This window comes from Streptomyces justiciae (assembly GCF_015163075.1).
GTDB classification, from domain to species: Bacteria; Actinomycetota; Actinomycetes; order Streptomycetales; family Streptomycetaceae; genus Streptomyces; species Streptomyces justiciae.
Genome location: NZ_JADDXU010000017.1, coordinates 174,725 through 194,774 on the forward strand (window position 1 = coordinate 174,725; position 20,050 = coordinate 194,774).

The window sequence follows — 20,050 nt, forward strand, 5'->3', positions numbered from 1 at the left end:
GCGCAGTTCCCCGCGCCCCTAAAAGCCTCTCCTCTCACCCTCGTTCAAAGGATCACGCCATGCGTAAGTCATCCCTCCGCCGTGCCTGTGCGGCTCTCGCCGCCGGAACCTCTCTCGCCCTGGCGCTCACCGCCTGTGGCGGCACCACCAAGAAGGACGTGGAGAACGAGGGCGCCTCCGCGGCCTCCACCGCCAAGGCCGACCCGAACGCGGCCACCAAGAAGGGCCTGACCGTCGGCTTCCTGCCCAAGCAGGTCAACAACCCGTACTTCACCTCCGCCGACAAGGGCGGCGAGGCGGCCCTGAAGGAGCTCGGCTCCAGCTACAAGGAGGTCGGCCCCTCCAGCGCCACCGACACCGCCGGCCAGGTCTCCTACGTCAACACCCTCACCCAGCAGCAGGTCGACGCGATGGCCGTGTCCGCGCAGGACCCGGGCGCCCTGTGCACCGCGCTGAAGCAGGCCATGAAGAACGACATCAAGGTCGTCACCTACGACTCCGACACCAAGCCCGACTGCCGCAACGCCTTCGTCTCGCAGGCCTCCGCCGAGGACCTGGGCCGCACCGAGGTGCAGCTGCTCGCCGAGCAGATCGGCTACAAGGGCGAGATCGCGATCCTGTCGGCCGCGCAGACCGCGACGAACCAGAACATCTGGATCGACTTCATGAAGGAGGAGCTGAAGGACCCGAAGTACAAGGACATCAAGCTCGTCAAGGTCGCCTACGGCGACGACGACGCCCAGAAGTCCTTCCAGCAGACCCAGGGCCTGCTCCAGGAGTACCCGAACCTGAAGGGGATCATCTCCCCGACCACCGTCGGCATCAAGGCCGCCGCCCAGTACCTGTCGGGCTCCAAGTACAAGGGCAAGGTCAAGCTGACCGGCCTCGGCACCCCCAACGACATGCGCAAGTACGTCAAGAACGGCACCGTCGAGGGCTTCGAGCTGTGGGACCCGGCGAAGCTCGGCGACCTGGCCGCCCGCACCGCCGTGGCCCTGGCGTCCGGTCAGATCACCGGCAAGGAGGGTGAGACCTTCAAGGCCGGCGACACCACGTACACCATCGGCAAGGACGGCGTGATCAACCTCGGCAAGCCGACCGTCTTCAACGCCAAGAACATCGACCAGTTCAACTTCTGATCGACCGGCTCACCTCTCAACTCCCCGTCAAGGAGCGGTACTTCATGCAGCGCGTCTGTTTCCTGCTCAAGGTCCGTCAGGACAAGCTCGACGAGTACCGCGAACGACACGCCGCCGTGTGGCCCGAGATGCTCGACGCGCTCTCGGCCACCGGCTGGCACAACTACTCGCTCTTTCTGAGAGACGACGGCCTGCTGGTCGGCTATCTGGAGACCGAGGACTTCGCGGCCGCCCAGGCCGGCATGGAAGCCACCGAGGTCAACGCCCGCTGGCAGAAGGAGATGGCGCCGTTCTTCGAGTCGCTGGACGGCGCCCGCCCCGACGAGGCCATGAAACCGCTCACCGAAGTGTTCCACCTCGCCTGACCTTCCCCATCAGGACCATCTGGAGCCGCTCCATGAGAAGACGCACCCTCCTCGCAGGTGCCATCGTGACCGCCATGTCCACCTCCGCGCTCACCGGCGGCACCGCCCGGGCCGCCGACCCCGGCCCCTCGGTCACCAAGACCGGCACCACCACGCTCGACAGCCAGGCCGTCTTCTTCGTCTCCTACGACGGCCTGGTCAACAACAACTCGTTCCAGAAGAACGGTCTGCTGACCTACAAGGGCTACCAGTACGCCGTCTGGTACACGGCCGACAAGAACGCCGTCGTCGGCCGCCGCGTCCTCGGCGGCAGCACCTGGTCCACGGTCCAGGTCGGCCACACCCTCAAGGCCAGCGACTCCCACAACGTGATCTCCATGGGCGTCTCCAAGGTCGATGGCCGGCTCCACCTCAACATGGACTCGCACAGCGACGGCTTCACCTACGTCAAGTCGGTCGCCGGGCTCATGGACAACCCGGCAGGACTGAGCTGGACCGCCGGCCGTTTCGGCGCCCCCCAGTCCACGCTCGACGGACTCGCCCTCACCTCGCAGTTCACCTACCCCCAGTTCATCTCCACCCCGGACGGCAAGCTCCAGCTCAGCTACCGGGTCGCGATATCCGGCAACGGCCGCAACGCGCTCGCCGAGTACGACGGTTCGACCTGGACCAACCTCGGGGAGTGGTCCAGCTCCACTGGCACGTACACCAGCGAGCACGGCTCCTCGACGGCCCGCAACATGTACTTGCACGGCATCGACTACGACAAGAACGGCCGACTGCACTCGTTCTTCACCTGGCGCGAGCAGAACGGCGCCGTCATGTGCAACAGCGGTGGCATCACCAACCACGACACCGGCTACGTCTACTCCGACGACCGCGGCCGCACCTGGCGCAACAACGCGGGCACCCTGGTCGCCACCACGGGCACCACGAACACGGTCGCCGTCACCGACTCCGGCCTCGTCATCGACTCGCTGAACCCGGACCACTCCCTGATGAACCAGGAGAGCCAGTTCACCGACTCCGCCGGCCTGCCGCACGCGATCATCAGTTATGTCCCCGGCCGCTTCGGCCAGTGCACCACCAACTACGTGACCGACCGCACCGCCAACGGCCGCGCCTTCCACGTCCGCAAGAACTCCGCGGGCACCTGGCAGAAGACGGAGATCCCGGTCCCGCTCAACTCCAGCCAGCGCACCAAGCTGGTCCTGGACAAGTACGACAACGCCTACGCGATCTTCCCGTTCGGCCGGATCGCCGGCGCCTCCAAGGCGTCCGGCTACACCGACTGGACGCTCCTGTACGACGGCAGCGGCCTCAACGCCTTCGGCGAGGTCGTGATCGACGAGATGCGCATCGCCCAGGACAACGTCCTGTCGGTGATGTACCAGGAGAAGTCCAGCGGTACGACACCGTCGGCGCTCCATGTCGTCGACTTCGCGTTGCCCGCCTGATCGGGATCGCTTCGGGGCGGCGTGCCGGTAATGTGATGGCCTGCCCGCCGCCCTTCTTTCACCTGGAGGTTCCTGCCCGATGGCCCAGTCGGTGGGTATCAAGGACGTGGCCCGCGCCGCCGGAGTGTCGGTGGGCACGGTCTCGAACGTCATCAACCGCCCGGACTCCGTCGCGACCGAGACACGCGCGCGCGTGCTCTCCGCGATCGACCGGCTCGGCTACGTCCGCAGCGAGTCCGCCCGCCAGCTGCGCGCCGGACGCAGCCGGATCATGGGGCTGCTCGTCCTCGACATGGGCAACCCCTTCTTCGTCGACGTGGCACGCGGCGCCGAGCGGGCCGCCCGCGACGCCGGGCTCGGCGTGATGGTCTGCAACAGCGCGCAGAGCCCCGGCGAGGAGGCCGAGTACCTCTCCCTCTTCGCCGAGCAGCGGGTCCGCGGCGTGCTGCTGACCCCCGCCGACGCGACCGGCCGCAACATCGACACCTTCCGGCGCCACGGCATCCCCTTCGTCCTCGTCGACCGGGTCGCCGAGGGCACCACCGAGTGCTCGGTCTCCGTCGACGACGTCGCGGGCGGCGCCCTGGCCGTACGGCATCTCATCGACGCCGGACACCGCACCATCGCGTACGTCAGCGGTCCGCCCGGCTTCAACCAGGTCCGCGACCGCCGCACCGGCGCCCTCAACGCCATCGCCGAGGCCGGCCTGAGCCCCGACGTGCTGCGCGAGCTGCCCACCGAGCGCCTCGACGTCGCCGCGGGCCGGGACGCCGGCGCGCGCCTCCTCGGCCTCGCTGACCGCCCCACCGCCGTCTTCTGCGCCAACGACCTGCTCGCCCTGGGCGTCCTCCAGGCCATGTACGCGGCCGGGATAAACGTCCCCGACGACCTCGCCATCGTCGGCTACGACGACATCGAGTTCGCCGCCGCCGCGGCCGTCCCGCTCACCTCGGTCCGCCAGCCCGCCGTCACCATGGGCGCCCTGGCCGCCGAACTGCTGCTGGAGGAGACGGAGGCGGAGACCGCGCCGCGCCGGCACGAGCACCGCCGGGTCGTGCTCCAGCCCGAACTGGTCGTACGCCGCTCCAGCCTGTCCGCCCGCTGATCGGCGGTTCAGTCCGATTTCATGATCCCGGGCATCGGATATCGGACGGACATGTGCTGAACTGGGACGCGTCCGCACGTCCGTCCGTCCCGGGAGCCCCGTTGACCGCGACCTATCGCCAGCCCGGCGTCGTCCTCACCGACCACCACTTCACCGTGCCGCTCGACCACGACAACCCCGCGGGGGAGACGATCGAGCTCTACGCCCGTGAGGTGGTCGCCGGTGACAAGGCGCGGCAGGACCTGCCGTGGCTGGTCTACCTCCAGGGCGGCCCGGGCTTCGGCGCCAACCGTTTCGTCGGCAAGCCGGCCTGGCTCGGCCGCGCCCTGAAGGAGTACCGGGTCCTCCTGCTCGACCAGCGCGGCACCGGCCACTCCACGCCCGCCAACCGGCAGACCCTCCCGCTGAGGGGCGGCCCCGCAGAACAGGCCGACTACCTCACGCACTTCCGCGCCGACTCGATCGTCCGCGACTGCGAGACCATCCGCCCGAAGCTCACCGGCGGCGCCCCCTGGACCGTCCTCGGCCAGAGCTTCGGCGGCTTCTGCGCCGTCAACTACCTCTCCGCCGCCCCCGAGGGCCTCAGCGCCGCCGTGATCACCGGCGGTCTGCCCTCCCTCGACGCCCACGCCGACGACGTCTACCGGGCGGCCTACCCGCGCATCGAGCGCAAGGTCGCCGCCCACTACGCCCGCTACCCGCAGGACGTCGAGCGCGCCCGCCGTATCGCCGACCACCTCCTCAACCACGAGGTGGTCCTCCCCAACGGCTACCGCCTCACCGTCGAGGCCTTCCAGTCCCTCGGCATCGTCCTCGGCGGCGGCGAGGGCAGCCACCGGCTGCACTTCCTCCTGGAACACGCCTTCGTGCGCACCCCGCAGGGCCCGGCCCTCTCCGACGCCTTCCAGGAAGAGGTCCAGGGCCTCCTGTCGTACGCCGGACATCCGCTCTACGCCCTGGTCCACGAGGCGATCTACGGCCAGGACCACCGCCCCACCGCTTGGTCGGCCGAACGCGTGCGCTCCGAGTTCCCCCAGTTCGACGCCGCGAAGGCGCTCACCGGCGACGGACCCGTCCTGTTCACCGGCGAGTCGATCCACCCCTGGATGTTCGACACGGACCCGGCCCTGCGCCCCCTGCGGGAGACCGCGGAACTCCTCGCCGCCCGCACCGACTGGAAGCCGCTCTACGACAGCGCCCGCCTCGCCGCCAACGAGGTCCCGGTCGCCGCGGCGGTCTACCACGACGACATGTACGTCGACACGGCCCACTCCCTCCAGACCGCCCGCACCGTCCGGGGCCTGCGCACCTGGGTCACCGACGAGTTCGAGCACGACGGCGTCCGGGCCGGCGGCCCACGCGTCCTCGACCGGCTGCTGGCCCTCACCCGCGACGAGGTCTGAGGTCACAGCCACGGGCTACTGTGCACCCATGACAGAGCCGACGATCAGTCAACTCCAGCCCATGCCAGAGGACTGGCGGCGCGCACTCGCGGTCGTGGCCCACCCGGACGACCTCGAGTACGGCTGCTCCGCGGCGATCGCCGCCTGGACCGACGCCGGACGCGAGGTCGCCTACGTCCTGGCGAGCCGCGGCGAGGCGGGCATCGACACCCTGGAGCCGGCGAAGTGCGGCCCGCTGCGCGAGCAGGAGCAGCGGGCCAGTGCCGCGGTCGTGGGGGTGTCGACGGTGGAGTTCCTGGACCACCGGGACGGCGTGATCGAGTACGGCACCGCGCTGCGCCGCGACATCGCCGCCGCGATCCGCCGGCACCGCCCGGAGCTGGTGATCACCCTGAACCACCGCGACACCTGGGGCGGCGTCGCCTGGAACACCCCCGACCATGTCGCGGTGGGCCGGGCCACACTCGACGCGGCCGGCGACGCGGGCAACCGCTGGATCTTCCCGGAGCTGACGGACCAGGGCCTGGAACCCTGGAACGGCGTCCGCTGGGTCGCCGTGGCCGGCTCGTCCTCACCCACCCACGCCGTGGACGCGACACCCGGCCTGGAACGCGCGGTGCGCTCACTCCTCGAACACCGCGCGTACATCGAGGCGTTGACGAGCGAGGACCCGGAGACGTACGTCCGCGGGTTCCTCACCGGCGTGGCGGAGCAGACCGCGGAGCGCTTCGGCGGGACACCCGCCGTGGCCTACGAACTGTTCGGCAGATGACGGCTGTTGAGCAGCTGACGCTGTTCGGCGGATGACGATGACAACGGGGGAGAACATGAACGACACCGACGCCCTGGCCGACCGTTTCGAGGAGCATCGGCCGCACCTCAAGGCGGTCGCCTACCGGATGCTCGGCTCGCTCGCCGAGGCCGAGGATGCCGTGCAGGAGGCCTGGTTCAAGCTGGGCCGCAGCGACGCGGACGAGATCCGCAATCTCGGTGGCTGGCTCACCACGGTCGTCGGGCGGGTCTGTCTCGACATGCTGCGGTCCCGCACCACGCGCCGTGAGGACCCGCTGGACGACGCCTTCGTCCCCGACCCGGTGCTCACACCTCTGTCGCGGATCGATCCCGAGCAGGAGGTGCTCCAGGCGGACTCGGTCGGCCTCGCCCTGCTCGTGGTCCTGGAGACCCTGGAGCCCGCCGAACGGCTCGCGTTCGTGCTGCACGACATGTTCGCGGTGCCGTTCGACGACATCGCCGCGATCGTGGAGAAGAGTCCGGCCGCCACCCGGCAGCTGGCCAGCCGGGCCCGGCGCCGGGTCAAGGGCGCCACTCCGTCCGCCGAGCCCGACCTCGGCCGGCAGCGGCAGGTCGTCGAGGCCTTCATGAGCGCCGCCCGCGGCGGGGACTTCGAGGCCCTGCTCGCGGTCCTGGACCCGGACGTCGTGCTGCGGGCCGACTCCGGTGCGCTGGTCGGCGGGGCGGCGGCGTCCAAGCTGGTGCGCGGGGCGCGGCCGGTGGCCGAACAGGCCATGCTGTTCCGGCAGTTCGCGCAGTACGCGGAGCTGGTGCTGGTCAACGGTGCGATCGGGGTGCTCAACGCGCCCGAGGGGCAGCTGCTCTCGGTCATGGGCGTCACCGTCGTGGACGGCCGGATCACCGAACTGCACATCCTGGCCGACCCCGAGCGGCTCGCCCGCCTCGAAGTACCGGGCACGGAGGGCTGAGTCAGGCGGCCACCAGCAGCGCGCCGACCGGGCGGTGCGGGCTCACCGCCCGTCCGTCCGGGAGGAGTTCACCGGTGTCGTCGAAGACGATGGTGCCGTTGCACAGCAGGCTCCAGCCCTGTTCGGGGTGGGACGAGACGATCACCGCGGCGTGGTGGTCGGGGCTCTCGGCGGTGGGGCACGCGGGCTGGTGGCTGCACATGACGTCTCTCCTCGATGCGGTGTGGCTCCTGGTTCCGTCGGCTGCAACCTCAGTCGTAGCCGAGTTTGTTTTCTGCTGTATGTGGAGACCCCCACACCGCGGGAAATTCATCGGTGAGTTTTTGTTCCGTATCCTGGACGCATGCAAGATCAGACAGCCCTGCGCGGGGACTGCGGGAGCTGCTTCGGGCTGTGCTGCGTCGCCCTGCCCTTCACGGCCTCGACCGACTTCGCCGTGGACAAGCCGGCCGGCAAGCCCTGCGCGAACCTCCAGGACGACCACCGGTGCGGCATCCATGCCCGGCTGCGGCAGCAGGGCTTCACGGGCTGCACGGTCTACGACTGCTTCGGCGCCGGACAGAAGGTCTCGCAGGTGACCTTCGGCGGCGCGGACTGGCGGACCGGCGGGCCTGAGCACGCGCGCCGCATGTTCGACGTCTTCCCGGTCGTGCGCCAGCTGCACGAACTGCTCTGGTATCTCACGGAGGCGCTCACCCTCCCCGCCGCCCGCCCGGTCCACGCCGACCTGCGCCGCATGCTGGAGCGGACAGAGAAGCTCACCCTCTGGACCCCCGAGGAACTGGGGGCGCTGGACGTGGGCGCGCACCGCCAAGAGGTCAACGTGCTCCTGCTGCGGACCAGCGAACTGGTGCGGGCCGGTACCCGCGGCAAGAAGAAGGACCGCCGGGGCGCGGACCTGATGGGCGCCCGCCTCCGGAACGCCGACCTGCGCGGCGCGAACCTCCGCGGCGCCTACCTCATCGCTGCCGACCTCACCGGCGCCGACCTGCGCGGCGCGGACCTGATCGGCGCCGACCTCCGCGACACCGACCTCACGAACGCCGACCTGACCGACGCCTTCTTCCTGACCCAGCCCCAGGTGAACGCGGCGCGGGGGAGTGCGGGCACGCGATTGCCGACGTCGGTCACGCGCCCGGGGCACTGGACACAGGGCTGAGCCGCGCTGGGTGACGGGGGTCTGCTGCTGGGCGCCGAAGGCCGCGGGGCTGGGCCGCGCCCGGGTGACGGCGGTCTGCTGCTGGGCGCCGAAGGCCGCGGGGCTAGGCCGCGCTGGGTGACGGCGGTCTGCTTGCCGGCTCTGAGGACCGCGGGGCTGACTCGCGCCCGAGTGGCGGCGGGCTGCTGTCAGCTCCGAGGACCGCGGGGTTGAGTCGCGCCCGGGTGGCGGCGCTCTGCTGCCGGGCTCCGGCGACCGCGGGACTGGGCCGCGCCCGGGTGGACGGCGGCCTGCTTCCGGCCCCGATGACCGCGGGGCTGGGCAAGCGCCGGGCGTCAGCGACCTGCTTCCGGCCCCGAAGACCGCAGGGCTGGGCCCCGCGCGCTGACAGCGGCCTGCTCCCCGTCTCCGAAGACCGCCGAACGCCCGCCGTGCACGCCCCGGGCTCAGTCCCCCACCCCGTGCACCGGGCACCGCGTCTCCGCCCCCGGCATCACCTCCGCCTCAGCCCCCGAGCCCGCCTCAACCCTCGAGTCCACCTCAGCCCCCGAGCCCGCCCCAGCCTCCGCACCGACCGGCACCCCCACCCGCCTCCGCTCCAGCCCCAGCCGCAACCCCTCCGGCATCAAGGTCAACCGCTCGGTCACCCGTAGGCGGTACGTCGGGTCGGCGTGCAGGTCGTAGCGGCGCAGCAGCAGGCCCAGTACCAGCGTGGCCTCGTGCAGGGCGAACTGGCGGCCGATGCAGGCCCGTGCGCCCGTGCCGAACGGCTTGAAGGTGTGCGGGGCGCGCTGGCGTACCGCCTTGGGGTCGAAGCGGTCCGGGTCGAAGTGTTCGGCGTCCGCGCCCCACACCTCCGGGTCGCGGTGCAGCATCGGCGTGAGGACGAGCGTCCACGCGCCGCGCCGCATCGGATGCTCCCCGGCGAGCACCGTGTCCTCGACGGCCTCCCGGGCGAAGGCGGGCGCGGTCGGCCACAGCCGCAGCGACTCGTCGAGGACCCGGCGGACGTAGCGGAGCCTGGCCACCTGGTCGTAGCCGGGTGTCTCCGCGTCGCCCCACACCCGGTCCACCTCCGCACGGGCGCGCGCCGCGACGTCGGGGTGCCGGGAGAGGTAGTGCAGGGCGAAGGACAGCGCGCCCGACGTGGTCTCGTGCCCGGCCACCAGGAAGGTGATCACCTGGCGGCGGACGTTCTCCGCGGACAGCCGCTCACCGGTCTCCGGATGGGCGGTCTCCAGCATCCGGTCGAGGAGGTCGCCGTTGCCGCCGCCCGCCCTCCGGCGCTGCCGCACCAAGTCGTCGACCGTTCGGTTCAGATAGGAGATGTCGGCTTCGTTCCGGCGCCCCGCCCGGCGCAGCAACCCCGGCCACGGCACGGAGTTGAGCCGCTGCGCATACGTCAGCGTGCCCACCATCGCGGTGATGAAGGGATGCGGGCGCGAGCGTGCGAAGGAGCCGAAGTCATGGCCGAAGCCGGTCCGTGCGATCGTCTCCAGCGTCAGCTTGGTCATGTCGCCGGGCACGTCCACCGTGCGGCCCGCCGCCAGCTCCGCGTCCCAGTGGTCCGTGAGCTGCCCCGCCACGGCCAGCATCATGGGGTGGTAGCCCTCCATCGCCTCCCGGCTGAAGCCGGGCGCGAGCACGTCGTGCGCCAGCTGCCAGTTCGGTTCGTGGTTGTACGCCGTGAACAGCCCGTCCCCGGCGACCGGCCGCAGATTGGCCACCCCGAGCCCCACATGCTTCGCGAACCGCGTCTCGTCCGCGAGGTCGGCCGCCAGCTTCGCGCCCCAGACGAACACGAACTCCCGGTCGAAGGCCTTGCGCCGGTAGATCGGCCCCAGCTGACGGGCGTACTTCAGGGAGTCCTGGAGCGGGGTGCGCCGGTTCGCCCCGAGCACATCGCCGAGCAGCGGCAGCCGCCGCGGCGGATGCGGGATGCGGTGCAGCTCGGGCCAGCCCTGCTCGGCGCTGCGGAACCCCTTCGGCAGCGCCTGGTTGCTCGTCTCCGCCATGACGCGATCTCCCTTGGTACGGGGGCGGGTTGGGCGTGTTGTACGTGGGTTCAATAACGCGCTCAAGTCTGGTCCCGTTGTTGAACCGGCGTCAAGTAAAGGAACCGTGGCCGGGATAAGGTGCGGTCATGGCCGCCAACCAGGGGGAGCGCACCCGCCGCCGGCTCAGCACCGAGGAGCGCCGGGAACAACTCCTCGTCGTCGGCGCGCGGCTGTTCTCGGAGAGCCCGTACGACGACGTGTGGATCGAGCGCGTCGCCGAGATCGCCGGTGTCTCGCGCGGCCTGCTCTACTACTACTTCCCGACCAAACGGGACTTCTTCGCGGCGGTCGTCGAGCGCGAGAGCGGCCGGATGCTGCGGATGACCGCGGCGGTCCCCGGCATCCCGGTGCGGGAGCAACTGGCCGCGGGGCTCGACACGTTCCTGGAGTACGTCGAGGCCCACGCGCACGGCTTCCGCGCCTTCCACCGGGCCGACGCGGCCGGGGACCAGGCCGTGCGCAAGGTCTATCAGCGGGCCCTGGCCGCGCAGGAACGCCAGATCCTGGCGGCGCTGGCCGCGGACCCCGAGTTCGGCGCCGGCTTCGAGGCGCGGCCCGAGACCACGCTCGCCGTGCGCGGCTGGCTGGCGTTCATCACGGCCGTCTGCCTGGAGTGGCTGAGGGGCTCGGAGCTGTCCCGGGAGCAGGTGCGCGACCTGTGTGCTCGCGCGCTGCTGGGCGTCCTCGGCGTCTGAACTTTCGCGAAGGGTCAGGGGTGGTGGTTGGCGTGCACCCCGATCTCCGATAGGTTAGGCAAGGCTTACCTAAGGAGGTTCTGGGATGGGTGCTGGGACGGTTGACAGCCACAGCTGGGCGGCCGCGCCCTCCGCGGCGGAGCGGGCGCGCTCTGTGCTCGCCACCGCGTGGTCGTGCGCGGTGACCGCGGACGGCGGTCGTGAGGAGCTCGTCGGCGCGCACACGGTCGCCGAGGACGGCCGTGTGCTCCTCGACGTCCCCGACGACAGCGCGCTGCTCGCGGCCGCGATCTGCGCCCCGCGCGGAGAGCCGTCCGCCGTGCTGGAGTTCGCCGACGTCTCGCCCGTTCCCGTGCGCAACCGTATCCGGGCCCGTATGTGGCTCGCGGGCTGGTTCGCCCCCGAGGACGAGCGGCTGGCGTTCACGGCGACCCGGGTCGTCCTGCGGCAGCCGTCCGGCGCCGTCGTCGTCGACCTCGACGAGTTCGCCGCCGCCGCACCCGACCCGCTGGCCGCGGCTGAGGCCCGGCTGTTGACGCATCTCGCCGACTGCCACTCCGACGCGGTCGAGCGCCTCACCCGGCTCGTCGAACCCGACAGCCTGCACGGCGCGGTCAAGGTCCAGCCCGTCGCGGTCGACCGGCACGGACTGACCCTGCGCATCGAACGCGCCCGCGCCCACGGCGACGTACGCCTGCCCTTCCACCGGCCCGCCGACGACGTCGGACAGCTCACCGAGCGCATGCACGTCCTGCTCGGCCAGGCCGCCTCCGCCTCCTGCGCGCGTGCGCTACAGCGGCAGCGCACAGACGGCGACGGGTGACGCGAACGGCCGGCCCGCGAGCCGCAGCCGACCGCTGTCCGCGTCCACGCGGAACACGCTCACCGTGCCCGACCGCTGGTTCGCCGCGAACAGCAGCGTGCCGTCCGGCGACAGGGCGATCTGCCGCGGGAAGTCACCGGCCACCGGCACCGTGTCGAGGAGCCGGAGCCGGGCGCCGTCCGTCTCCACCGCGTAGCGCGTGAGGCTGTTGTGGCCCCGGTTGGCGAGGTAGGCGTACCCGCCGTCCGGCGTCACCACGAGCTGCGCCGGATAGCTGGTGCCCGGGCCGGTGCCCGTGGACTGCGCCGCGCCGATGGTGAGCCGGCCGGTGTCGGCGTCGTAGGCGCAGACGGCGACGGTGTTGTCGACCTCGTTGGCGAGGTAGGCGTACCGGCCGCCGGGATGGAACGTGAGATGCCGCGGCCCGGCCCCCGGCCGGGTGTGGGCCCGCGCCACCTCGGTGAGCTTTCCGGTCCGCTCGTCGAGGCGGTACGTGTAGACCGTGTCCGTGCCCAGGTCGACGGCAAGGAGATGACCGCCGTCCGGGCTGGTGACGAACTGGTGGGCGTGCGGGCCCTCCTGCCCCGGCCCCGGTTCCGGCGTGGAGTGCGTGACGAGGTCGGCGCGCTCGCCGATCGCCCCCGAGGCGTCCAGCGGATGCACGGCCACACTGCCGTCGCCGTAGTTCGCGCTCAGCAGCCAGCGCCCGCCCGGATGCACCGACAGATGACAGGGCGCCCCGCCGCCGCTGCTCCGGCTCCCCAGCACCTCGCGGTCGGAGAGCCGTACGGCGGTCACGGCGCCCTTCTCCCGCTCGTTCACCGCGTACAGCGTGCGGCCGTCGGGGTGCAGGGCGAGGTACGACGGGTCACCGACGCCGGTGAGCGTGCTGCCGCCGGTCACCTCGCCCGTCTCGGTGTCGTACGTGGCGAAGGAGATGCCGGTGCCGCCGTCCTCGACGGAGGTGTAGGTGCCGAGGGCCAGGGGGCGGGGGCCGGAAGGCGTGGGCGAGGGGGAGGGTGAGGTGGCGGCGGTGTCCGGGCCCGCCTCCGGAGAGGCGGCCTGAGGCGCCTCGGGCCCGGCGTCGTCGCACGAGGAAACCACCGTCACCGCGGCCGTCCCCGCGAGCGCGCCGACGAACCGACGCCTGCTCCAGTCGCCCCTGCCCATGCACGCACCTAAGGTCGGTTGCCCGTTCGCCAGCCACCATGACCCGGACCACGTCCCGTACGCAAACACGCGCCCCTGGCGGTCACCTGGAACGCCTGGCGAGGGCGAGCCGGTTCCTGCGTACGCGCTCCTGGAACTTGGTGAGCCGGGGCAGCCGCTCGCGCTGCTCCCGGGAGGTGCGGTCCAGCTCCTCCAGCAGCCGGCGCGAGCGGTGCTCGGTGTCCAGCTCGTCGAGGATGCGGTTCACCTCGGTCAGCACCGCCCCGTGCAGCTGCCACTGACGGGCGTCGCGCTGCACCTCCTCCAGGAGCAGCTGGGCGAGCTTGTCGCGAGTGGCGGCGGCCTGCCGCAGCTCGGAGGCGAGCCGCTCCTCGGCCGACTCGGCGCTCTGGCTGACATGGGCGGTGACCAGCACAGCGAAGCTGACGATGGCGTCGGCGACCTCGGACAGCAGCTGGTCCACGACGGCGCCCGGCTGCGCGGGGAACAACGGCTCGGGGTCGCGTTGCTTGGCGAGGTCGGCGAACGTGCGGGCGAGGACCCGCAGCACGACCGTGCAGATCTCCAGCGTGTCCAGCCCGGTGCGCAGCACCACCCGGTGCAGCAGCCCCTCGCGGACGCGCGGATTGAGCCGCAGGCTGTCCTCGGCCTGTCTCAGGGCGGCGTCCACCTCGACGATGTCGTGGTCGAGCCGGCGTGCCTCGTGCAGCCGCTCCCGCGCGCGCTCCACGGGCGTGCGGCCCGCGGCCTCCTCGCCCATGCGCAGCATCAACTGCCGTACCCGGCGTGCCAGTCCCTCGATCGACTCGCCCGCCTCGTCCACCCACACCGGCGGCGCGAACAGCAGGTTGAAGCCGAGCCCGACGACCGCCCCGATCAGCGTCTCCAGCACCCGCGCCCACGCGGTGTCCCCGACCGTCGTCACCCCGAGGACCAGCATCGCGCTGATCGCCACCTCGGGCACGTACTCGTCGACCTTCACCAGATGCCCCACCGCCAGCGAGGCCAGGATCAGCAGTGCGAGACTCCACCAGGTCAGTCCCACCAGCAGGCTGAAGGCGATGGCGACCAGTACACCGGCCACCACCGAGTTGACCCGGCGGATGCCGTTGGTGAGCGTCGCGTAGAGGGTGACCTGGACGACCAGCAGCGCGGTCAGGGGCGCGGTGAGCGGGGCCGCCTCCGGGCTCAGGCGCAGCGCGATGACGTACGCGATCGTCGCCGCGGCCGCGGACCGCAGCGCATGGACGACCGCGGGGTCCCTGCGTCGCTTCACGAAGCGCACCAGGGACGCCATCCACTCACGTACATCCAGCATCCTCAGGCTGTTCCTCTTCCACAGGGGCACCGTCGTACTCATTGCGGACCGTAACTGTCCGCAAGGATGCCTAGATTGTTGGCAACAGCAGGTCGGCGGCAAGAGGGGAGACCAGTGATGGCGGACACCCGAGGCTTCGAGGTTCTCACAGGTGCGCACGACTATCTTCGCGAGGCGGTCGCGGGGGTGCCGGCGGGGGCCTGGGGAGCGGCGACGCCGTGCAGCGCGTGGACGGCACGCCAGGTGCTCAACCACGCGCGGCTCGACCAGCAGGGCTACGGTCTCGCGCTCACCGGCGGTCGCCCCGACTCCGACCCCTTCCACCCCGAGGACGCCCTCGCCGCGGACCCGTCGGCGCAGCTCGACGAGGTGCTGCGGGCGGTCGAGGCCGCCTACGCCGGGCTGCCCGCCGACGCCGAGGCGGTGCCCACGCCCCTCGGCCCGCTGCCCCTGCCGTTCGCCGCTGCGGCGGCCGCGATGGACGCGGCCGTGCACGCCTGGGACATTGCCGTCGCGACGGGCCAGGACCTACCGCTCACGGAGGCGCTGGCCGAGGGCATCCGGCCACTCGCGGACCGCCTCGTGGACCATCTCCGCGACTCCTACCAGGTGTTCGCCCCCGCACGGCAGGTGCCGGCCGGCGCGAGCCGGGCCGAGTCCCTGCTCGCCTTCCTCGGCCGCGACCCGCACTGGAAGCCCTGAACCCCCGGGGTCAGGCGGTGCCGGCGGCCCGGCTGCGGGACCGGTAACCGGCGATCTTCGCGAGGTTGCCGCACCGCTCCATCGAGCACCAACGCCGCCGCCGGGCCTGGGAGTCGTCGAGGAACAGCAGGGAACACTCCGGGTTCTCGCACTCCTTGACCCGTGCCATCAGCGGCCCGCTCGCCAGCAGTACGGCGTCCCGCGCGACGGTGGCCAGGGCCGCCCGCGCGGGATGCCGCGCCGTCCAGCGCACCGCGCCCCACTGGGGTGCCAGATCCGGCCGCGCCGCCGTGGCGTTGATCAGCTCGACGTCGGCCTCCTCCGGCTCCCGCCCCGCCATCGCGGCCCGCACGAAGCGATGAACGGCCTCGCGCAGCAGCCGGGCGTCCGCGAGATCCCGCGCGGTCACCCGCACCGGCTCCTCGCCCGCCGCCAGCTCCGCCTGGGTCAGCCAGCGCGCCAGGGCGGCGGTGTCCGGCAGCCGCTCTTTGGGCGTGGCGTGCCGTTTGCCGAGCGTGGCGACGAAATTCAGACAGGGGCGGCCCCCGATGAACGGGAAGACGAGATCGGGGTCGGTGCTCGTGACGGTCACGACGTCGAGCCTACCTGCCGCGGGCCAGGCCTTGACACCTCTTGAACCAGTGTCGCAAGGTGACACCTGTTCAAGCGGTGTCAGCGGCGGGTGAGAGCGGGTGGGGTATGCGTGCGGTGCGGATCGACGAGTTCGGCGGGCCCGAGGTGCTGGTCGAGGTCGAGGTGCCCGATCCGGTACCGGGTCCTGGGGAGGTGCTCGTACGGGTCGCGGCGGCCGGCGTGAACCGCGTCGACGCCCTCGTCAGGCGCGGTGTCTACCACCGCGCCGGCAAGCCCCCGCTGATCCCGGGCGCCGAGGCGTCCGGTGTGATCGCCGAGCTGGGGGAGGGGGTGGAGGGGCTCGCGGTCGGGCAGCGGGTCGTCGCCCTGGACGGGGGGAAGTCCCCAGGTTTCTATGCCGAGTCGGCTGTGGTTCCGGCCACCCAGGTGGTCGTGCTGCCGGACGGCGTGGGCCTGACCGAGGCGGCCACCCTGCCCATCGCCTGGCTCTCCGCCTGGTACTGCGTACGGCACCTCGCCCGGGTCGGCAAGGACGACACCGTGGTGGTGAAGGCCGCGGCGAGCGGAGTCGGCACCGCGGCCGTGCAGATCGCCGCCGACGCGGGGGCGCGGGTGATCGCGCTCGCCGGATCGGCCGAGAGGGCCGCCTGGGCGGGGGAGTTCGGGGCGGACGCCGTCGTCGACACCTCCGCGCACCCCGGTGACGCCGAGGTCGAGGAGGTGCTGCGGCTGACCGGCGGGCGCGGTGCCGAGGTCGTCCTCGACACCGTCGGCGGTGCGGCCTTCGGCCGGAGTCTGCGCCAGGTCGGGCCGGGCGGCCGCGTCGTCGCGCTCGCCAACGTCGCGCTGGAGCCCAGCACGATCGACACCCGCGACTTCTATCCGAAGAACGTGACGATCCACGGCTTCCAGCTCACCAACCGCCAGTTGCAGGGCTACGACCCCCGGTCCGACCTGCGCGAACTGGCCGACCGGGTCGCCGCGGGCGTCTACCGGGTACCGGTCGAGACGGTGCTGCCGCTCGCACAGGCACGCACCGCGCACGAGCGGCTGGAGAACAGGGCGAACCGCGGCAAGATCGTGCTGGCCGTCAGTGATCTGGACTGAGTCAGGCGTCCAGTTTGTCGAGGAAGGCGGACAGATTGCCCGTGGTGCGGGCGATCTGCTCCTCCAGCGTCAGGCTCTCCTCGATCCGCAGCGTGCTCTGCGGCACCTTCTTGCCCCGGACATACAGCGAACAGGCCAGGTCGGAGCACATGTACAGGCCGACCGAGTTGCCGTCGCGCCCGGCCGCGCCCGCCTTGCGCGCGGTCATCAGCGCGACGCCGCCGCCCGGGTGGGTCGTCAGACAGAGCGAGCACATGCTGCGGTGCAGGAAGCCGCGGTGCGCGGACGCGAGCCGCATGCTCAGGCCGACCGGTCGCCCGCGCCGCTCGGTGACCAGGTAGCTGCGGTCCGGCGCTCCGGGATCTCGCCAGCCGAGGAAGTCCAGGTCGTCCCAAGGGCGTTCGTCGAGATCGCGCGGCACGGTCAGTCGCTTGGCCTCTCCTTTGGAGCAATTGACGAAAGCATTGCGGATGTCGTGCTCGGTGAGTGATCTCATGGAAGAGCCTCCTTGGGAGTCTTGCTTCAGGTGAAACAAGGGGGCGAATTACCTAGTATCCCTAGGTTCTGTGAGGGTAGTCGACGACTCCGAGGGGGAGCCAGTGAATTTCGAGGGCGTCCGGTCACCGCGGGCCCGGGCGGCGCTGCGGCACGTGGCGGCACTGTCGTCGGGGCCTGCCGTCGACCCCGACGTACGCATCACGCTGAACTTCCACCCGGACCGGCTGACCGGCGGACTGCCCATCCTGGAGGCGCTGCTGCGGGACGGCACCTATCACTCCCAGTTCGTGACGGGAACGAGCAACGGCGGCCTGACCGCGCACCCCGGAGGCGATCGCTGGCGCTGGGAGAGTCGCATCTTCGGCGGCGCCTACGACGAGGCCGCCCCGTACGACCGGCCCGTGTACGGCGCGCTGAACTTCCGTCGGCAGATCGTCGGCGCGGCCCCGAGGTTCGGCTCCTCGCACTTCCGGCTGACCGGCACCGCCCTGTCCCGGGCCACCTTCTGCTACCCCGACAGCGCCGCCGAGCCCGCCCACTTCGGCGTGGCCGCCGGGATGTCCCTGATCGCGCTGGCCGAGGCGGACGAGCAGGACGCCCTCAACGACTACATCGAGGCCCAGATCCACGGCGGGATCACCCTCGCCGGGGACGTGGAGGCGCTGGTGCTGGACGCCTGCTACCGCGGCACGCCCGTCGAGGCGGCGGCCCGGCTGCTGCCCTGCCCCGTCGAGTGGCACCCCGGGTACCGGCTGACCGTGCCGGAGCTGCGCCGGCGCGCGCACTACCGGGGTGAGGAGTACGCCGAGCTGGGTGCCCGGATCGCCGAGGACGGCCACCTCGACCCGAGAATCATCGGCGACGCCGCCCGCACCGGCCGCCATGAGCTCCAAGACCTGAAGATGGTCTGGCACACCCTCGCCCGCTACGGCGCCCCGGAGGGAGCGGGCACTGCCCTGAACGGCCCTCGTCGAGGGCCGAGGGACACCGAGGGGCACCCGATCAGGCGGTCCATGCGGGACCCCGCATAGTTCACATCGTGAATTAAGAGGGTGGGGAAAGTCGCCTTCCTGGACCCCGCAGCGGTATGTTGCAGGTCGGACAGGGTTCGGAGGGGAGCCACATGGCGGGGCGGAACGGGCGTACGGTACGCGATCTGAGGCGGGCCAACCGGACAGCCGTGCTGCAACGGCTCTACTTCGACGGGCCCCTCAGTCGTTTCGAACTCGGCCCGGCGACCGGCCTCAGCTCCGGCTCGGTCAGCAACGTCGTCGCCGATCTCGTCGCCGACGGCCTGCTGGAGGAGGCGGGCAGCGTCGACTCCGACGGGGGCCGCCCCCGCACCCTGCTGCGTGTGGCCCCCGGCAGCGGCCACATGATCGGCGTCGACGTCGGCGAGACCCGGGTCCGCGTCGAGCTGTTCGACCTGACCCTCACCGAACTCGCCCGCGCCGAACGGCCGTTGACCCAGCAGCGCTACGACGTCGAGGTCATCGTCGGCCACATCCGCGACGGCGTCGCCGAGGTGCTCGCCGACGCGGGCATCGCCCCCGAGCAGCTCCTCGGCGTCGGCATCGGTGTCCCCGGCATCGTGGAGCGCACCCCGGAGCGCGGCGCGGTCGTGCACGGCCAGACCATCGGGTGGGACGCGGTCCCGCTGGAGGCGCTGCTCCGCTCGACCTCCCGACTCCCTGACACCGTCCGGTACTTCATCGACAACGGCGCCAAGACCCTCGGTCAGGCCGAGATGTGGTTCGGCGGCGGACGCGGCGCGCACAACGCGGTCGTCGTCCTCTTCGGCTCCGGCGTCGGCGCCTGTCTGGTCACGCCCGAGGTGGAGAACGGCCGGGCGGTCGAGTGGGGGCATCTGACGGTACGGGTGCGGGGCCGCCGCTGCCGTTGTGGTGCGCTCGGCTGCCTGGAGGCGTACGCGGGCGCCGAGTCGCTGCTCGACCGCTGGCGCGAGGAGGGCGGCCGCCCGCCCGAGGACACCGACGAGGAGACGGCGCTGACCGCGATGCTCGCCGCCGCCTACCCGGCCGACGACAGCGCCGCCGACCCGGTGGCGCTGGCCGTGCTGGAGGAGACCGCCGAGTACCTGGGCGCGGGCCTGTCCGACCTGATCAACCTCTTCCAGCCCGAACGCATCCTCATCGGCGGTTGGGCGGGCCTCCAGCTGGGCACCCGGTTCCTGCCCGCCGTACGTCGCCACGCGGCCTCGTACGCCCTGCGGCACCCGGCCGAGAAGGTCACCATCGACCTCGGCCGGCTCGGCCCCGACGCGGTCACCGTCGGCGCCGCGATCCTGCCGCTCGCCGACTTCTTCGCCCGCGGCGGCCGCCGCCCCGAGCCCGCCCCCGAGGGACCGCACCCGGCCTGGCGCACGGCCCTGGAGGAGCGGACCCCGCACTGAGGTTTTCCGCAGGCCGGTCGCCGGGTTTCATCGGCGACCGGCGGAGGTACTCGCGTGTCTCCCGCACGATGCGAAGGGAGGACGCCGTGGCCGACAAGCACCGCCCAGGACCGGACGGCGAACCCGTCCCGAGGGATCTGCCGGACCAGCAGGCCGGACAGGGGGAGGACCGCTGGGACGCGGCCCCCGAACCGTCCGACGAGAACGAACCCGCCACCGACGTCCCCGACACGGACGAGGCGGGCACGGGCCGCCAGGGCGCCCCGCACTCCGCCACCGTGCACCCCGAACACCCGGAACCACAGGAGCCGTCCGACTGACCGG

The 20,050-nt window shown here is 71.8% G+C and carries 21 protein-coding genes; 15 read left to right on the forward strand and 6 right to left on the reverse strand.

The genetic code is table 11. The annotated features are described in order from the left end of the window. Window positions 1–59: 59 nt before the first annotated feature. The 7 genes from rhaS to sigJ all read left to right on the forward strand — a co-directional run bounded on the left by rhaS (window position 60) and on the right by sigJ (window position 7,190). Window positions 60–1,139, forward strand: a complete 1,080-nt coding sequence (rhaS, locus tag IQ210_RS36745; RefSeq protein ID WP_194083563.1) for a rhamnose ABC transporter substrate-binding protein — start codon at window positions 60–62, stop codon at window positions 1,137–1,139. A 44-nt stretch (window positions 1,140–1,183) separates the two neighbouring features. Then, window positions 1,184–1,504 carry an L-rhamnose mutarotase gene (locus IQ210_RS36750; RefSeq protein ID WP_194083564.1) on the forward strand — a complete coding sequence of 107 codons (321 nt, stop codon included), beginning with the start codon at window positions 1,184–1,186 and terminating at the stop codon, window positions 1,502–1,504. 32 nt (window positions 1,505–1,536) lie between these two features. Then, on the forward strand, window positions 1,537–2,961 hold the full coding sequence (locus tag IQ210_RS36755; protein ID WP_194083565.1) for a BNR repeat-containing protein: 1,425 nt from the start codon (window positions 1,537–1,539) through the stop codon (window positions 2,959–2,961). Between the two features lie 79 nt (window positions 2,962–3,040). Continuing rightward, window positions 3,041–4,066, forward strand: coding sequence for a LacI family DNA-binding transcriptional regulator (locus tag IQ210_RS36760; protein ID WP_194083566.1), 1,026 nt, complete (start codon window positions 3,041–3,043; stop codon window positions 4,064–4,066). A gap of 101 nt (window positions 4,067–4,167) precedes the next feature. After that, window positions 4,168–5,469: an alpha/beta fold hydrolase gene (locus tag IQ210_RS36765; protein ID WP_194083567.1), complete on the forward strand. Its 1,302-nt coding sequence runs from the start codon at window positions 4,168–4,170 to the stop codon at window positions 5,467–5,469. A 28-nt stretch (window positions 5,470–5,497) separates the two neighbouring features. Next, the gene (locus IQ210_RS36770) at window positions 5,498–6,241 is read left to right on the forward strand and encodes a PIG-L deacetylase family protein (protein ID WP_194083568.1); all 744 of its coding nucleotides are present in this window, start codon (window positions 5,498–5,500) and stop codon (window positions 6,239–6,241) included. 55 nt (window positions 6,242–6,296) lie between these two features. Further along, complete coding sequence (gene sigJ / locus IQ210_RS36775) at window positions 6,297–7,190, forward strand: RNA polymerase sigma factor SigJ (protein ID WP_194083569.1); 894 nt, start codon at window positions 6,297–6,299, stop codon at window positions 7,188–7,190. A 1-nt stretch (window position 7,191) separates the two neighbouring features. On the opposite strand, the gene IQ210_RS36780 is transcribed toward sigJ, so the two are convergent. Beyond that, the gene (locus tag IQ210_RS36780) at window positions 7,192–7,392 is read right to left on the reverse strand and encodes a DUF5999 family protein (protein ID WP_194083570.1); all 201 of its coding nucleotides are present in this window, start codon (window positions 7,390–7,392) and stop codon (window positions 7,192–7,194) included. Between the two features lie 141 nt (window positions 7,393–7,533). On the opposite strand from IQ210_RS36780, the gene IQ210_RS36785 reads away from it, so the two are divergent. Next, window positions 7,534–8,349 carry a pentapeptide repeat-containing protein gene (locus IQ210_RS36785; protein WP_194083571.1) on the forward strand — a complete coding sequence of 272 codons (816 nt, stop codon included), beginning with the start codon at window positions 7,534–7,536 and terminating at the stop codon, window positions 8,347–8,349. Window positions 8,350–8,795: 446 nt separating this feature from the next. On the opposite strand, the gene IQ210_RS36790 is transcribed toward IQ210_RS36785, so the two are convergent. Continuing rightward, window positions 8,796–10,364 carry a cytochrome P450 gene (locus IQ210_RS36790; protein WP_194083572.1) on the reverse strand — a complete coding sequence of 523 codons (1,569 nt, stop codon included), beginning with the start codon at window positions 10,362–10,364 and terminating at the stop codon, window positions 8,796–8,798. Window positions 10,365–10,492: 128 nt separating this feature from the next. Here IQ210_RS36790 and IQ210_RS36795 point away from each other — a divergent pair, with 128 nt between their 5' ends. Both IQ210_RS36795 and IQ210_RS36800 read left to right on the forward strand, forming a co-directional pair. Further along, window positions 10,493–11,101 carry a TetR/AcrR family transcriptional regulator gene (locus tag IQ210_RS36795; RefSeq protein ID WP_194083573.1) on the forward strand — a complete coding sequence of 203 codons (609 nt, stop codon included), beginning with the start codon at window positions 10,493–10,495 and terminating at the stop codon, window positions 11,099–11,101. Between the two features lie 85 nt (window positions 11,102–11,186). Then, a complete protein-coding gene (locus tag IQ210_RS36800) occupies window positions 11,187–11,924 on the forward strand; it encodes a DUF2470 domain-containing protein (RefSeq protein ID WP_194083574.1) in 738 nt (245 codons plus the stop codon). On the opposite strand, the gene IQ210_RS36805 is transcribed toward IQ210_RS36800, so the two are convergent. Both IQ210_RS36805 and IQ210_RS36810 read right to left on the reverse strand, forming a co-directional pair. Further along, window positions 11,892–13,094 (reverse strand): lactonase family protein, encoded by a 1,203-nt coding sequence (locus tag IQ210_RS36805; RefSeq protein ID WP_194083575.1) that lies wholly within the window; start codon window positions 13,092–13,094, stop codon window positions 11,892–11,894. The genes IQ210_RS36800 and IQ210_RS36805 overlap by 33 nt on opposite strands. 82 nt (window positions 13,095–13,176) lie before the next feature. After that, window positions 13,177–14,412 (reverse strand): FUSC family protein, encoded by a 1,236-nt coding sequence (locus tag IQ210_RS36810; RefSeq protein WP_194083576.1) that lies wholly within the window; start codon window positions 14,410–14,412, stop codon window positions 13,177–13,179. Between the two features lie 117 nt (window positions 14,413–14,529). Between IQ210_RS36810 and IQ210_RS36815 the strand changes: the two genes are divergently transcribed. Then, window positions 14,530–15,114 (forward strand): TIGR03086 family metal-binding protein, encoded by a 585-nt coding sequence (locus IQ210_RS36815; protein WP_194083577.1) that lies wholly within the window; start codon window positions 14,530–14,532, stop codon window positions 15,112–15,114. Between the two features lie 10 nt (window positions 15,115–15,124). Here the strand turns inward: IQ210_RS36815 and IQ210_RS36820 are convergent, their stop codons facing one another. Beyond that, on the reverse strand, window positions 15,125–15,706 hold the full coding sequence (locus IQ210_RS36820) for a CGNR zinc finger domain-containing protein (protein ID WP_194083578.1): 582 nt from the start codon (window positions 15,704–15,706) through the stop codon (window positions 15,125–15,127). Between the two features lie 107 nt (window positions 15,707–15,813). Here IQ210_RS36820 and IQ210_RS36825 point away from each other — a divergent pair, with 107 nt between their 5' ends. Next, entirely contained in the window at window positions 15,814–16,815 is a 1,002-nt protein-coding gene (locus tag IQ210_RS36825; RefSeq protein WP_194083579.1) for a quinone oxidoreductase family protein, read from the forward strand. A gap of 1 nt (window position 16,816) precedes the next feature. Here IQ210_RS36825 and IQ210_RS36830 read toward each other — a convergent pair whose 3' ends face one another. Continuing rightward, window positions 16,817–17,311, reverse strand: coding sequence for an FBP domain-containing protein (locus tag IQ210_RS36830; RefSeq protein WP_194083580.1), 495 nt, complete (start codon window positions 17,309–17,311; stop codon window positions 16,817–16,819). 103 nt (window positions 17,312–17,414) lie between these two features. Between IQ210_RS36830 and IQ210_RS36835 the strand changes: the two genes are divergently transcribed. From IQ210_RS36835 to IQ210_RS36845, 3 genes are all read left to right on the forward strand, one after another. Then, window positions 17,415–18,344, forward strand: coding sequence for a DUF3626 domain-containing protein (locus IQ210_RS36835; RefSeq protein ID WP_194083581.1), 930 nt, complete (start codon window positions 17,415–17,417; stop codon window positions 18,342–18,344). 92 nt (window positions 18,345–18,436) lie between these two features. Further along, entirely contained in the window at window positions 18,437–19,726 is a 1,290-nt protein-coding gene (locus tag IQ210_RS36840) for an ROK family transcriptional regulator (protein WP_194083582.1), read from the forward strand. 68 nt (window positions 19,727–19,794) lie between these two features. Beyond that, a complete protein-coding gene (locus IQ210_RS36845; protein ID WP_194083583.1) occupies window positions 19,795–20,046 on the forward strand; it encodes a hypothetical protein in 252 nt (83 codons plus the stop codon). Window positions 20,047–20,050 lie beyond the last annotated feature (4 nt).

What these genes read in the sequence shown, in the direction of transcription:
- rhaS (WP_194083563.1), top strand. Translation starts at nt 60, where the DNA reads ATGCGTAAGTCATCCCTCCGCCGTGCCTGTGCGGCTCTCGCCGCCGGA.
- IQ210_RS36750 (WP_194083564.1), top strand. Translation starts at nt 1,184, where the DNA reads ATGCAGCGCGTCTGTTTCCTGCTCAAGGTCCGTCAGGACAAGCTCGAC.
- IQ210_RS36755 (WP_194083565.1), top strand. Translation starts at nt 1,537, where the DNA reads ATGAGAAGACGCACCCTCCTCGCAGGTGCCATCGTGACCGCCATGTCC.
- IQ210_RS36760 (WP_194083566.1), top strand. Translation starts at nt 3,041, where the DNA reads ATGGCCCAGTCGGTGGGTATCAAGGACGTGGCCCGCGCCGCCGGAGTG.
- IQ210_RS36770 (WP_194083568.1), top strand. Translation starts at nt 5,498, where the DNA reads ATGACAGAGCCGACGATCAGTCAACTCCAGCCCATGCCAGAGGACTGG.
- sigJ (WP_194083569.1), top strand. Translation starts at nt 6,297, where the DNA reads ATGAACGACACCGACGCCCTGGCCGACCGTTTCGAGGAGCATCGGCCG.
- IQ210_RS36780 (WP_194083570.1), bottom strand. Translation starts at nt 7,392, where the DNA reads ATGTGCAGCCACCAGCCCGCGTGCCCCACCGCCGAGAGCCCCGACCAC.
- IQ210_RS36785 (WP_194083571.1), top strand. Translation starts at nt 7,534, where the DNA reads ATGCAAGATCAGACAGCCCTGCGCGGGGACTGCGGGAGCTGCTTCGGG.
- IQ210_RS36790 (WP_194083572.1), bottom strand. Translation starts at nt 10,364, where the DNA reads ATGGCGGAGACGAGCAACCAGGCGCTGCCGAAGGGGTTCCGCAGCGCC.
- IQ210_RS36795 (WP_194083573.1), top strand. Translation starts at nt 10,493, where the DNA reads ATGGCCGCCAACCAGGGGGAGCGCACCCGCCGCCGGCTCAGCACCGAG.
- IQ210_RS36800 (WP_194083574.1), top strand. Translation starts at nt 11,187, where the DNA reads ATGGGTGCTGGGACGGTTGACAGCCACAGCTGGGCGGCCGCGCCCTCC.
- IQ210_RS36805 (WP_194083575.1), bottom strand. Translation starts at nt 13,094, where the DNA reads ATGGGCAGGGGCGACTGGAGCAGGCGTCGGTTCGTCGGCGCGCTCGCG.
- IQ210_RS36810 (WP_194083576.1), bottom strand. Translation starts at nt 14,412, where the DNA reads ATGCTGGATGTACGTGAGTGGATGGCGTCCCTGGTGCGCTTCGTGAAG.
- IQ210_RS36815 (WP_194083577.1), top strand. Translation starts at nt 14,530, where the DNA reads ATGGCGGACACCCGAGGCTTCGAGGTTCTCACAGGTGCGCACGACTAT.
- IQ210_RS36825 (WP_194083579.1), top strand. Translation starts at nt 15,814, where the DNA reads ATGCGTGCGGTGCGGATCGACGAGTTCGGCGGGCCCGAGGTGCTGGTC.
- IQ210_RS36830 (WP_194083580.1), bottom strand. Translation starts at nt 17,311, where the DNA reads ATGAGATCACTCACCGAGCACGACATCCGCAATGCTTTCGTCAATTGC.
- IQ210_RS36840 (WP_194083582.1), top strand. Translation starts at nt 18,437, where the DNA reads ATGGCGGGGCGGAACGGGCGTACGGTACGCGATCTGAGGCGGGCCAAC.
- IQ210_RS36845 (WP_194083583.1), top strand. Translation starts at nt 19,795, where the DNA reads ATGCGAAGGGAGGACGCCGTGGCCGACAAGCACCGCCCAGGACCGGAC.